The following is a 12661-nucleotide window of genomic DNA, read 5'->3' on the forward strand; positions in this document are numbered from 1 at the left end:
AAATTTTGGGTTGATAAAATATGATCTTTATCAAGTTCCCAGTCGCCAACTACTTATTTTTTGCGATTCCGAATTAACAAAAAAAGAAAATAAGGAGCGCCAATAGCAGCAGTCACTACCCCACAAGGAAGTTCTATAGGCGCAAACAAGGTTCTTCCTAGCAAGTCTGCGAGCACAACAATCACTCCCCCCAACAATGCAGAGGTAGGAATTAACCCTTCATGATTTGTACCTACCAACTGTCTGCCTAAATGAGGTGCAATTAAACCGACAAAACCAATCATTCCCGCAGTAGCGACTCCTGCACCTGCTAAAGCTACACCCACCAGCACTAGCAAACCACGTTGCCATTCCACGCGAGTACCTAAACCTTTAGCGACATCATCTCCTAAATTTAAGACGTTCAAATGTCTTGCCAATGTCAACGCCATCGGTACGAAAACAATCAACCAAGGTAAGAAGGAAAAGACTTGCTCCCAAGTGCGTCCGTAAACACTGCCAGCCAACCAAACCAAAGCATTACTAACGTCATAAATTTCCCCAAAGGTAATCATTAAACTGGTGAATGCACTGGCGATCGCAGACAAGCCAATACCCATTAAAATTAATAGAATCGGCGAACTACCGTTATTCCAAGCCAGCGAGTAAATTAAAATTGCCATTAGCAAAGCACCTGCAAAGGCTGAAACAGGCAATGTATAAATCGGTGCTGATGGAAATAAGACAATTACTGTCACTGCTGCTAAACTCGCCCCAGCATTGATGCCAATAATACCAGGGTCAGCTAAGGGATTGCGTGTGAGACCTTGAAAGATAGTCCCAGAAATAGCAAACGCCACTCCCACCATAAAAGCGACAAGGGTGCGGGGTAGCCGTAGGTTGTGAATCACGAAACCATGGTCTGGGTTGCCTGTATCTAAACCTAAGACAGTTTTGACGATATCCCAAGGTGAGATGGGATATTCACCCCGCCCCACATTCATCACCATCGCCACTACAATCACCACTGCCAAACATAACAGCATCAGTGGTACACGTCGGTCTATGCGAAAAGATATCGCCTCGGAACGGATGACGAGCCAATCTAACTTCATTTCTTCACCTTTGACTTAGCAAGGTACACAAAAAAGGGTGCGCCAACGAGTGCTGTCATCACACCCACAGGTAATTCCTGGGGTTTAATTAATACACGCGCCGCAATATCTGCAACCAAAAGTAAAGTTGCACCTACCACTGCGGAATAAGGCAAAATCCAACGGTAATCAGCTTTGATAAAAAATTTCACGATATGGGGAACAACTAAGCCGATAAAGCCGATTGGCCCGGCAATAGATACGGCACTTCCCGCAAGTAAAACCACGCTAATTGCCGTAATAATTTTCACCCAAGCTGTCTGTTCACCTAAGCCTTTTGCTATATCTTCACCTAGACTCATGGTAGTAATTTGTCTACCAAGGGCAAAAGCAACGATTAATCCAAGGGCGACGAAGGGCAGTGCTTGCAAGAACATATTGATATCGCGCCCAGCCAGTGAACCTGCTAACCAAAATCTAATTTCTTCTAAGGTGCGTTGACTGACGATCAGGATAGCAGTAGTCAGGGAAGAAATCAGAGCTGTGAGCGCTGCGCCTGCTACGGTGAGATTCAATGGTGTAGGCCCTCCTTTTCCTAGAGAACCAAGGAAGTAGACTAAAATTGCTGTGACTCCTGCACCCAAAAAAGCCACAATGGTTAAAACATTTAAGGACGAACTACCAAAAACAAAAATTGTGGCAACTACAGCCAATGCAGCCCCCGACTGAATACCTAAAATACCTGGATCTGCTAAGGGGTTGCGTGTCAAACCTTGCATTAACGCTCCTGATACTGCCAAGGCTGAACCTACGAGTATAGCAATGAGCGATCGAGGTAATCTTACTGTCTGAATGACTAGGTGATCGTAGGAACCATCAAAGGCAACAAAGGATGTCAAAATCTTTTTTAGAGGTATTTCTGCTGCACCTAACGTGACACTGTATACCAAGCAAATTAACAAGATAACCAGTCCCACAACCAGACCAGCTAAGGGTGATATTTGAGGCTTTTTCCATTCTCTTTCTCTATACGGTTTTGTGAACCCTTTGGTCATTTTATGCACTCTCTCAAAAATTAACAGTTTATTAGCCATCAGATTGAACGGGGACATATCCAATTACTGGGTGTTGTTGTAGGCCGTTCCATCTAAGGCAAGTATTAATGAATCCCAGATTGTACACGCCACAAACTGGTGTAAATCCCATCAAGCGCTAGTAAATCCTCATGCTTACCCTGCTCGACAATTTGACCCTGTTCCATCACATAAATACAATGACTGTGGCGAATTGTGGACAGACGATGGGTGCTCGCAATTGTCGTCCGATTTTGGGTAATCGTCGCCAGTGACTTCTGAATCGCTGCTTCCGTCTCATTATCCACCGCAGATGTCGCCTCATCCAAAATCAAAATCGGCGGGTCTTTGAGAATTGCACGGGCGATCGCAATTCTTTGTCTTTGTCCACCAGAAAGCTTTTGACCGCGTTCGCCAACGATAGTATAGTATCCTTGGGGTAGTTGCAGGATAAATTCATCAGCCTGGGCTAACTTAGCAGCATGGATAATTTCGTTGTGACTAGCATCAAAACTACCATAAGCAATATTCTCAGCCACCGTACCGTGAAACAGAAACACATCCTGACTCACCCAACCGATACAGCGTCGTAATTCCCCAAGTTGTAACTCCCGAATATCGATACCATCAACCAGAATTTGTCCGCCTTGGACTTCGTAAAAGCGTAACAGTAGCTTAACTAAGGTACTTTTACCAGAACCCGTTGCACCGACAATGCCAATATTTGCTCCGCTTGGAATGTGCAATGATAAATCTTGCAGTACATTGGTGTGATCGTTGTATGCAAAGGTGATATTTTCAAGTTGCACTTCACCGCGTACTGTTTTTAACGGTAAAGGATGCTTCCCTGTGGGAATAGCAAGGGGAGTATCTAACAATCTCATAACTCGTTTAATAGAAGCCATAGCCCTTTGATACTCGTCCATAATTTCGCTCAAACTGGCAAAAGGCCACAGTAATTGCTGCACAATGAATACCATGAAACCGTAAGTTCCCACAGTTAACTGATTATTCGCCACTGCAACCCCACCAAAAAACAGTGTGGCGATGAAACCGATGACAACCACTAATCGAATCGCAGGATAAAAAGCAGCAGAAAGGGCGATCGCACTAGCGTTACTGCGGCGATAGGCTTCACTGTCAGTAAGGACACGACCTCTTTCGTAGGTTTCAGCAGTAAAGCTTTTAATTGTGGCAATCCCTGAGAGATTATTAGCTAAACGACTATTGATAAATCCGGCTTTGTCGCGGACATCTGCATAACGGGGTGCGAGTCGTTTTTGGAATGCTAATGAACCCCAGAATATGAAGGGTGTAGGTAGTATTGCCAACCAAGCTACATTGGGGGCAATGAGAATAAATGAACCGCCTACAGCTAAAATAGTGGTAATAAATTGCAGAATACTAGCCGCCCCAGAATCGAGAAATCTTTCTAATTGATTGATGTCGTCGTTTAATATTGACAAAAGTGTGCCTGTAGAGCTTTCTTCAAAGTAGCTCAGTTCTAGTTCTTGTAAATGGCTGTAGGCATCAAGTCGTAACTCATGCTGCATAGTTTGGGCGAGGTTGCGCCACAGGCGATCGTAAATAAATTCAGATAGTGATTCTAAAATCCAAATTAGTAAACTTAATAATGAGAGGATTGCCAGTTGTCCGATGATATTAGTAATCCCTATTTTGGCAATGATAGAGTTCTCTTTTTCCACTACGACATCTACGGCGACACCGATTAAATATGATGGTGCCAGGTCGAAGATTTTATTGAGGATGGTAAAGGTTACAGCAGTCCAAACTTGAGGGCGGTAGTTTTTGGCGTAGTGTAATAAACGTAGGAGAGGATGCTGTTTGGTTAATGGCAAAGAGGTCATGGTAAATGCTGAATCTAGAGAAAATAATTAATCATAATTACCTGGAGTTTCATTGATTAATACAGGGGGTATTTGGGCGAAAATAGCAGACTGTAACAGTTCAGGAAGCTGTTTCCAAACTACAGTTCCTTTATCGCTTTTGATATACAGTTGCATAAAATCTAGTAATGCAGCGGCACTTTCTCTGGGGGTGAGATTGACGAACAGATAAGTGGGTTTGTCTAGACTGGCGACAGATACAACACAGCCATGATTGCACGCCCATAAGCATCCCACTGGTTGAATTTCCACTTCATTGTCTGGGAATTGTTCGGCGCCTAGAGTATTCAGCTTGTCAAGTAGAATAGTGCCATCAAAAGGGGGATTTTTTGGTCTTTATGCGGAGGAACGGTGGCAGGATTTACAGATAAATAGGGTGTGTTTATACATAGGTTTAAGGTGTGTGGACGAGGTATTTGTAGAGATCATCAAGGACAGCATTGGCCGCAGGTAAACTTGAACCAGTCCAGGTTGAGGGATCAACTAAATAAACATGATTTTTCTGAACTGCATTAAGGCGTTTCCAAAGGGGGCTTTTCTGAATTTTTTCAAAAGCTTCTTTGGCGTTATTTCTAATTATAGAAATAAATAGCACGTCTCCATCAGCCTTCTCTAGTTCCTCTTCAGAAATACTGAGCTGTCCATAGGGAGCATTAATATTCTGTGCTGTTGGACGCTGTAAGCCAACAGTATCTAGAATAGAACCAGCAAACGAGTTTTTCACATCACTCTCAACACCACGATTACCAGAATGTATGTGGATAAATGAAATTTTTTGTCCCTGGTAGCCATTCTCCTTTAGAGAGTCCGCGTTAATGCCCAAAGCTATTTTCAAGGTTTCAATTTTTTTGTAGTAATTCTTCCACGCTTCTTTAGCTTCTTTTTCCTTGCCTAAAACCTGAGCGACAAAATCAAAGTGCTTTGACCAATCGAGAGGTTTTTTAAACTTTCCCAACACGGTAGGAGCAATTTTTGAAAGTAAGGGGTAAACACTCTTGTCAATGTTTTCCCAGCCCAAAATCAAATCTGGCTTAAGCAAGGATATTTTCTCTAGATTGGGTTGAGAACGTCCCAGAAATTCTACCCCATTGCTGATAAGTAACTTACGATCGTCTAGAAAATAAGTGCTGCCAAGGGGCTTTACTCCCAGAAGAAGGGCATTATTGAGAGTTAAGGCAGATAACGTAATGACACGTTTCGGGGCAGTAGGAATACAAGTTTCACCCATAACGTGCTGAAACGAATGGCACTCTGCAATGCCCGATTCAATAGGTATTTGAATGTTGTGGCGATCTTTAGGAGTACAGGCTGTGACAAGCAAAAGTCCTATCACGCCCAAAGACAGCCAAGTAACGAAGCGGCTTATGTATCTTCGTCTCTTTCCTTTGCGGTTAGAATTGCCAAGAAATCGTACCTTGAATTGTAATGTCTTCTCCAGCAAAAAGCCGATTTCGATTGAAAGAACTTTCAAAATACTCTACTCCGAATAGATTCTTGACATTGAGCGATGTTCTCCAATTATCTTGTTGGTAAAATATGGCGGCATCTGTCCGTAAATAGCTAGGTATCTCAAATGAATTGTCTAAATCACCCTGACGCTCACCAACATAGAAAAGCCCTAAGCCAAAACCCAATCCTTTTAATTTACCCGCTTGAATCTCATAGGTTGTCCACAAATTGAAAGAATGTTTTGGCACGTTAGCAAGTCGATTTCCTACAGGCAGAGCATTATCTTCTTCGATGCGAGCATCAGTGTAAGCATAACCAGCAAGGATATTCCATCCTGGTAAGATTGCACCTGACAGATTCATCTCTATCCCTCTGCTACGTTGTTTGCCTGTTTGAACAGAAAAGTCAGGATTGACTGGATCGTTGGTTAAAACATTGGAGAGGAGTAGATCGTAAAATGCAAGTGTTGCAGATAATCTGTCACTTAAATCTGCTTTTACTCCAACTTCATATTGTGTACCTCTTTCTGGTTGAAATTGTGCATTTTCAAAACTGCGCCCATTAACAGGAGAAAAAGATTGGCTGTAGCTGGCATAAAGGGAAATTGGTGGAATGGGTTGATAAACAATACCAACACGAGGACTAAAGGCATTTTCTGATTGTTCCTGTTCCGTGCTAGCTTCCCGATCCTTTACTGTCTGAGTGAACGTATCAAAACGTAAACCTAGTAATAGCTTCAAATTTTCGGCTATTGTAATCTGATCTTGAGTATAGATTCCTAATGCTGTTCTGTCAGTAGCATTATCAAACGCGAAGGCAGGAGTAGAATCAATCGGCTGCCCAAAAACAGGGTTGAATATATCAATAGGTGAGCCAGTTATTGCAGTGCCAGTATCTCTATTGTAGAAATCGTTAAAATCAAATCCAAGTGTTAACTGGTGTTCTATTGATCCAGTTGAAATTTTTCCAGTTACATCCGATGCAAGTACGTAAGAAGTAATATCGCGTGTTGTGTCCAAGAATCGACGATTTAAAGTTCGATTGTCAGGCTGTAGACCAGTTGGCAAAGCAAGATTGGATACTTTTAAATCATAAAATGATGCAAAAAATGCATGGCGTAGTGACCAGGAATCACTGAACTCATGCTCTAATCTATATCCAACTCGGCCAAGATTCACTTTTTGATTGGCGTTAGACTCGTTGTAGTTGCGGTTATGTGATATTTCTCCATTAGGATTAAAAAGCACAGATCCAAGAGCTGGCACACCTGTTGGGGGAGGAACACTATCGTTGACATAATCCCCTTCAAGGGTTAACTTTGTTGTATCACTAATCGCCCAACTCAAGACAGGAGCTATCTGAAAATTTTTATTTTCTATGAGATCAATAGAACTACCAGCACTTCTATAGGATGTATTTAATCGGTATAGAACATTGCCACGATTGTCTAGTGGACCAGACAAATCAATCGCACCTTGATAGAAATCATAATTGCCAACTGTTGCGTTGAACTCATAGAACGGTTCACGTAAGGGCTGTTTTGTGACTGTATTGATGGTTCCACCGGGATTGCCCTGCCCAAATAAAACGGAGGCTGGACCTTTAAGGACTTCTACTCTTTCAACATTGGAAAACCCAGTTGAAAGACCACCCACAAAGTCAGGTATACCATTTGTTAGATTATTACCTGAAAAATTTTCGATTAAAAAACCGCGAATCCGGTAGAAACTTCCTTGATAGTAGGGAGGATTTCCCGTAACCACACCACTGATATTTCTCAGAGCTTCTTCTTGACGGGTCACATTTTGATCGCGCAACACTTCTTGAGGCACTACCTGAATCGATTGGGGAATGTCACGCAAGGGTGTGTCGGTTCGTGTTCCCACACTGCTATTTGGCACGCGATAGGCATCTCGAACGCCTGTAACAACAATAATATTCACCTCATCATCTTCTGACTCTGCCATAGTTGTTGAAAGAGTAGAAGAAATCACCAAACCCCGCTCATTTGTGGAAACCTGAGTCCTAGGCAATCCATCAATCCCCGTAATCAAAACCTGCACAAACGTAGGTGATACCTGAGTTACCGAAATATTGGCAATTCCCTCTGCAGGATTTTCGACTTTAAACTCATTACCCTCAGCAAGAGAAAGCACCGCATTGGGAATATCTGTATAAAAAGTTTGTCCTTGTGTGCGAGTGGTGGGAGTGGCGAGAGTAGTTCCTGCTTCTGTTTCCAGAGTGATGTCGATACCCTGTTCTGTCGGCGCGATCTTAACCCCAATAATTTTGACGATCGCCGCATCTGCTTGCGCCCTCCACTCTTGCACTGTGGTTGCAGTTGGCTGCAAATCACTGACGCGGATAATCGCTGAAGTTGCTAAATTTGATTCCGTGACAGTCTCAGTTTCAAGGGGAACTGGCGGCGATGATGATAATTTAGGATCTGCTTTTTCGGTAGGAATTGGGGTAGATTTTTCTTCTGCCCCTGCTGGTAGCGCCATGCCACCGGCCAAACTACCCGCCGCATCCGCTTGTGCCATCCACTCTTGCACTGTGGTTGCAGTTGGCTGCAAATCACTGACGCGGATAATCGGTGAAGTTGCTAAATTTGATTCCGTGACAGTCTCAGTTGCAAGGGGAACTGACGGCGATGATGATAATTCAGGATCTGCTTTTTCGGTAGGAATTGGGGTAGATTTTTCTTCTGCCCCTGCTGGTAGCGCCATGCCACCGGCCAAACTACCCGCCGCATCCGCTTGTGCCATCCACTGTTGCCCTGTAGTTGCAGTTGGCTGCAAATCACTGACGCTGCCGATAGTCGGTGAAGTTGCTAGATTTGATTCCCTGACAGGCTCAGTTTCAAGGGGAACTGGCGGCGATGATGATAATTTAGGATCTGCTTTTTCGGTAGGAATTGGGGTAGATTTTTCTTCTGCCCCTGCTGGTAGCGCCCAGCCACCGGCAAAACTACCCGACACAACCACTAACAAAGCTAACTTTACCGACAAATTAATTGGCAAATTTACTAAAGCGCTTTTCATACTGGTCATAACTCCTTACACCAAAAACAAACTATTGCAACTTATTTGCAATTAACCAAAGTTAGTGTAAAGAAATCAATCTCGCCCTGTCTATCCAAAAACCGCCAATCACGATCCAAAAACCGCCATTCTGCTAGAAATGTTTGCTGACAAGCTTTTTCCCTGCTACGCATTGACTCGGCGCGATCCCAAACTGTCGCTTAAAGGCAGCAGCAAAATGTCCGAAATGTCCATAGCCGACTAGGTTTGCCACCTCTGCCACTGTGCGATCGCCCTGACGCAACAGACACTCGGCGCGTACCAAGCGTTGCTCTGTCACATAGCCCAATACCGTAGTTTTAAAAAGAGTCTGAAAGCCTCGCTGGAGAGTGCGCTCGCTCACCCCCACCAGTTGCGCCAACTCAGACAACAACGGCGGATACTCCAGTTGGTTTGTCAAAATTTCTTTAGCATAGTGCAATCGCGCGATCGTATCAGGACGCAGTTTCGGGGCTGTCACAGGAGCAATACGATCCGCCATCACCAGATCGATCTGCATCGCCAATAGTTCCCAGACTTTCCCCTGCAAATACATCTGCTTTGCCGCCCCATGATAGGGCGCATTCCAAATCTGTTGGGCTAGCGCTCGCATGGCGACTGTCCCTGTCGGATAAAACGAAGCTTTCCAGTCCTGCTCTTTACAAAGCAGCGATCGTAGGTTTTCCCGTGACGGCTCATCTTGACCAAATAGCGGCTCTAGCAAAGCTGGCTCTAGCTCCACATTAACCGTTATTAATCGCTGTCCACTGTAATGCTGTTCCCCATAACTAGGCGAAATGCCACTCCCTGAAAAATAGGCACGATTTTTGCCCAGTGTTGGGTGTACGCCTTGGGTGTCTATAGTGCCTGACAGCAACACATAGATCTGGATTAAGTGGTCATGGTCAGGGACTTTCACAGTCCAATCTTGTTGGCAAGTGCAATCCGACAAATTTAACCATATCCCTGATGCTAGCTGTAAATCGCGACTGTAGCCAGAACCCAGACAGGATGGCATTTGCCAAACTGTTTCAAAGCTGTCGATCGCAGTCTGAGGGTTTTGCGATCGGTTTGTCGAGTCCCACAATTCATTCCAGTCCGATCGAGTTAAGGTAAACGTCATGGTGCATTAGAAATAGTGATACTACTACTTGCAAATAAGTTGCAATAATCTTACCCTATTTCTCAGAAATGGTTAGCCTATTACTTACCAGCTCGATCGAGATCAAGACTCGATCGCGCAGCGTTTCGCTGCGTTAGATTCGCTCTCAGTTCGCGATCGCAAAAACCCGTTTTCTTCACGTAATGTGGTCATATACGCTCGATCGCGACAACGAGAAACCGGGTTTTTTTTTAATAGGGTGCGATCGCGAACTGGATCTGCCAACAGCCTCGGTTAATGATGAAGGCTTTTTTCGGTGATTGTACGAATTGAAGAAGGCAAATCGATCGGCTAAAATTGTGTAATTGTTGAGCTTGCGGTGCGGGTGCAGCTATGACTTACAGCTTGAGAATTGTCGATTTGCCAACGAGTGAACGGCCACGGGAACGGTTGATGGCGGGCGGCCCGAAAAGTTTGGCGACTGCAGAATTGATTGCGATTCTTCTGGGTACTGGTCAGGGACCCGGCAAACTTTCCGCCGTCGGGCTCGGACAGTATATTTTAAATCAGTTGAGTTTGCACCACCGTGATCCTCTGGCTGTGCTACGCACTATTAGCGTTCAGGAGTTGACGCAGATTCACGGGATTGGCCCTGCCAAGGCAACTTCGATTTTGGCTGCAGTCGAGTTAGGGAAGCGGGTGTTTCAGTCGCGGCCGCCGGAAATGGCTGTGGTTGACTCTCCCCAAGCGGCGGCGGATGCCCTGAGTCAGGATTTGATGTGGCAGTCTCAGGAACGTTTTGCTGTGGTGTTGCTGGATGTGAAAAATCGGTTGCTGGGTACTCAGGTAATTACGATCGGCACAGCAACGGAAACTTTGGCTCACCCACGGGATATATTTCGGGAGGTGATCCGCCAGGGGGCGACGCGGGCGATTATCTCGCACAATCACCCCTCCGGGATTGTGGAGCCAAGCCCGGAGGATATTGCTTTGACGCGACAGTTGCTGGCGGGAGCGCAGTTTTTGTCGATTCCGCTGCTGGATCACTTGATTTTGGGGAATGGCGATTTTCGGAGCTTGCGGCAGACGACGACGCTTTGGGACGAGTATCCCCAGGGCGATTGAACTCTTATACTTAACTAATTTCATTGCTATCATTAGTTATTTGTATCTTTGGGTTCTCCCACGGCCTAATCAGCTCTGAGAGCAGGCAAATTTTCCGGCTGGAGTCCCCCGCGAGAGCCTGTTTTGGCTGAATGTCGCTGCTGATACTTCGTTTCGAGCACAACTCGGTTAATCTAGTATAGGTAGGCTGAAGAGGTCGCTAATCCGATTTTTTTTGAGCATACTAAACGTATACTAAACCAGCACCTAAATACCCATTTATTAAGAAATTATTAAATGGGATGTAAAATACACGGTGTGGTGATAGGAGGAGAACTGTGTTTCTGAGACTTGCAGAACAACACCGTAAATTCGTTCAAGATTTGGTAATGAACCTCCAAGCTTTAGCGATCGTGCTAGAGCATCGGGGTTATCTGGCATCCTGCTACACTTGCGGGGGTCAGATGAACAGTGCCTCATTTATGGTCAGTTTGACGGACAACCATCTGATTCGATTTTTAGTGTCAGATTACGGTATCACTTGGACTGAGATGCGGGACGACCGCGAACTCATGAAACTAGAAGGTGCAGAAGCGATTAATCAGTTACAAGAACTGGCAAATCTCGTAAAGTATCAAATCCAACCTTCGGAAGCTACTTTAGCGACGGCGCAGTGAGTGTAGCGATTGCACGGTTCCGAGGAAGGCGACACAAGAAAGTGGGTGCTTGTCTGCTAAAACCGAATCCCCAGCGAGTTAGTTGGGAGGATTCATTTAGTTAGGTGCACAGCGATGGCTGCTCAACAGACAAGGGTACTATCAGGGTGCCTTCAGACGGTTTAGCGCTCAGTCGATCGAAGTGAGCCTGGGCAGACGGCATACTTTATGCCAGAAGTCTCAAACTTGGAACCTCTAGTTTTTTTTTCAGCAGTTGGTTCTCCCTTGAGAGCGATTAGCAAAATTTAGAAGTGCGACTGCTCGTCGGCTGCGATGTTAATTTCTCACTTTGGCATTCAAAAGTCAAGGAATTGAAATTAACTTTAAGCAGGCAGGTAAAATTTAACATCCAGAGTGAGGATGAGGCTGTGAAGATTGGGCAAAAGGCAGCCCACGGGGTGTGATGTGCGGGCGAATGGCGTTTATTTTTGCTCTTAGATTTAGCCTATCAGGCTAATAATTAACTTGAAGCAGTATCACTGCTGTAAAACATCTCACAGCCGGCTTCAGCCGGCTAAGTTTTGCCTATATCTAGGCTTCTGACCAATGTTTGGCTTTTAGGTTAAACGGCTCTTTGAAGTGTACGCTCGCACTTGCTAAACTAATTTTATAATACTTTAATGATTAGTCCTAAAATATTTATCGCCCAGTTTGGAGTCAGCATCAAATGGTAAATTTAAGCGAACTACTAGAACCCATCGCCAGTCAATTTCGCAGTCTGGGAATTCCCGAACCAATTACCCATTGGGGACACCCTGTAATGATGGGGATAGTGGTAGTGGCGATGGGCAGTTTTGTCGGGTATACGGGATGGCAGGGACGTTTGGCCACCGATAAAGATGTCGCACTCAAAAGTCGCTCGGATCACCGCAAGCTTGCACCGTGGATGTTTCTGTTTCTAGCTTTGGGCTATACAGGCGGCTTGCTGTCGCTGGTGATGCAGCACCAGCCAGTCATGGAAAGTCCGCATTTTTGGACGGGTTCGGCAGTGCTGGTTTTGCTGGCTGTTGGCAGCTTGATTTCGCTAACGGGTTTTGGGGGCAATAAGCTGGCACTGCGCGCGGTTCACGCTTATTTAGGCACGACAGCCCTTGCACTTATGGTGCTGCACGCGGCTTTCGGTTTAAAATTGGGGCTGTCTATTTAGAAGAGGAAGAGGAAGGGGAACGGGAAGG

Annotated in this window: 10 protein-coding genes and 1 pseudogene; 3 read left to right on the plus strand and 8 right to left on the minus strand. The window is 45.0% G+C overall.

The window, feature by feature from the left end; translation table 11 throughout:
- Nucleotides 1–53: 53 nt before the first annotated feature.
- The 8 genes and pseudogenes from NDI35_RS11955 to NDI35_RS11990 all read right to left on the minus strand — a co-directional run bounded on the left by NDI35_RS11955 (nucleotide 54) and on the right by NDI35_RS11990 (nucleotide 9951).
- Nucleotides 54–1094 carry a FecCD family ABC transporter permease gene (locus NDI35_RS11955; protein WP_445312926.1) on the minus strand — a complete coding sequence of 347 codons (1041 nt, stop codon included), beginning with the start codon at nucleotides 1092–1094 and terminating at the stop codon, nucleotides 54–56.
- On the minus strand, nucleotides 1091–2128 hold the full coding sequence (locus NDI35_RS11960; RefSeq protein WP_445312927.1) for a FecCD family ABC transporter permease: 1038 nt from the start codon (nucleotides 2126–2128) through the stop codon (nucleotides 1091–1093). The genes NDI35_RS11955 and NDI35_RS11960 overlap by 4 nt, the downstream gene beginning before the upstream one ends.
- Before the next feature lie 104 nt (nucleotides 2129–2232).
- Entirely contained in the window at nucleotides 2233–4014 is a 1782-nt protein-coding gene (locus NDI35_RS11965) for an ABC transporter ATP-binding protein (RefSeq protein WP_445312928.1), read from the minus strand.
- 27 nt (nucleotides 4015–4041) lie between these two features.
- Nucleotides 4042–4368 (minus strand): annotated as a pseudogene (locus NDI35_RS11970) (DUF1636 domain-containing protein); the annotation flags it as partial.
- Nucleotides 4369–4447: 79 nt separating this feature from the next.
- The gene (locus tag NDI35_RS11975; protein WP_445312929.1) at nucleotides 4448–5524 is read right to left on the minus strand and encodes an iron-siderophore ABC transporter substrate-binding protein; all 1077 of its coding nucleotides are present in this window, start codon (nucleotides 5522–5524) and stop codon (nucleotides 4448–4450) included.
- A complete protein-coding gene (locus tag NDI35_RS11980) occupies nucleotides 5445–8546 on the minus strand; it encodes a TonB-dependent siderophore receptor (protein WP_445312930.1) in 3102 nt (1033 codons plus the stop codon). Before NDI35_RS11980 ends, NDI35_RS11975 begins: the two co-directional genes overlap by 80 nt.
- Nucleotides 8547–8679: 133 nt before the next feature.
- Nucleotides 8680–9687, minus strand: coding sequence for a helix-turn-helix transcriptional regulator (locus NDI35_RS11985; protein ID WP_445312931.1), 1008 nt, complete (start codon nucleotides 9685–9687; stop codon nucleotides 8680–8682).
- A gap of 102 nt (nucleotides 9688–9789) precedes the next feature.
- Nucleotides 9790–9951, minus strand: coding sequence for a hypothetical protein (locus NDI35_RS11990; protein ID WP_445312932.1), 162 nt, complete (start codon nucleotides 9949–9951; stop codon nucleotides 9790–9792).
- Nucleotides 9952–10059: 108 nt separating this feature from the next.
- On the opposite strand from NDI35_RS11990, the gene radC reads away from it, so the two are divergent.
- The 3 genes from radC (at nucleotide 10060) to NDI35_RS12005 (ending at nucleotide 12633) form a co-directional block, all read left to right on the plus strand.
- Nucleotides 10060–10791, plus strand: coding sequence for a RadC family protein (radC, locus tag NDI35_RS11995; protein WP_190736147.1), 732 nt, complete (start codon nucleotides 10060–10062; stop codon nucleotides 10789–10791).
- Nucleotides 10792–11108: 317 nt separating this feature from the next.
- A complete protein-coding gene (locus tag NDI35_RS12000; protein WP_015176985.1) occupies nucleotides 11109–11447 on the plus strand; it encodes a DUF1815 family protein in 339 nt (112 codons plus the stop codon).
- A gap of 706 nt (nucleotides 11448–12153) precedes the next feature.
- On the plus strand, nucleotides 12154–12633 hold the full coding sequence (locus tag NDI35_RS12005) for a DUF4079 domain-containing protein (protein ID WP_015176986.1): 480 nt from the start codon (nucleotides 12154–12156) through the stop codon (nucleotides 12631–12633).
- The last annotated feature ends 28 nt before the right edge of the window (nucleotides 12634–12661 follow it).

It is taken from the genome of Microcoleus vaginatus FACHB-2002 (genome assembly GCF_040004035.1).
GTDB classification, from domain to species: Bacteria; Cyanobacteriota; Cyanobacteriia; order Cyanobacteriales; family Microcoleaceae; genus Microcoleus; species Microcoleus vaginatus_C.

Bases quoted from the DNA above. Each gene is read 5' to 3' on its own strand.
- NDI35_RS11955 (WP_445312926.1), bottom strand. From the start codon at position 1,094: ATGAAGTTAGATTGGCTCGTCATCCGTTCCGAGGCGATATCTTTTCGC.
- NDI35_RS11960 (WP_445312927.1), bottom strand. From the start codon at position 2,128: ATGACCAAAGGGTTCACAAAACCGTATAGAGAAAGAGAATGGAAAAAG.
- NDI35_RS11965 (WP_445312928.1), bottom strand. From the start codon at position 4,014: ATGACCTCTTTGCCATTAACCAAACAGCATCCTCTCCTACGTTTATTA.
- NDI35_RS11980 (WP_445312930.1), bottom strand. From the start codon at position 8,546: ATGAAAAGCGCTTTAGTAAATTTGCCAATTAATTTGTCGGTAAAGTTA.
- NDI35_RS11985 (WP_445312931.1), bottom strand. From the start codon at position 9,687: ATGACGTTTACCTTAACTCGATCGGACTGGAATGAATTGTGGGACTCG.
- radC (WP_190736147.1), top strand. From the start codon at position 10,060: ATGACTTACAGCTTGAGAATTGTCGATTTGCCAACGAGTGAACGGCCA.
- NDI35_RS12005 (WP_015176986.1), top strand. From the start codon at position 12,154: ATGGTAAATTTAAGCGAACTACTAGAACCCATCGCCAGTCAATTTCGC.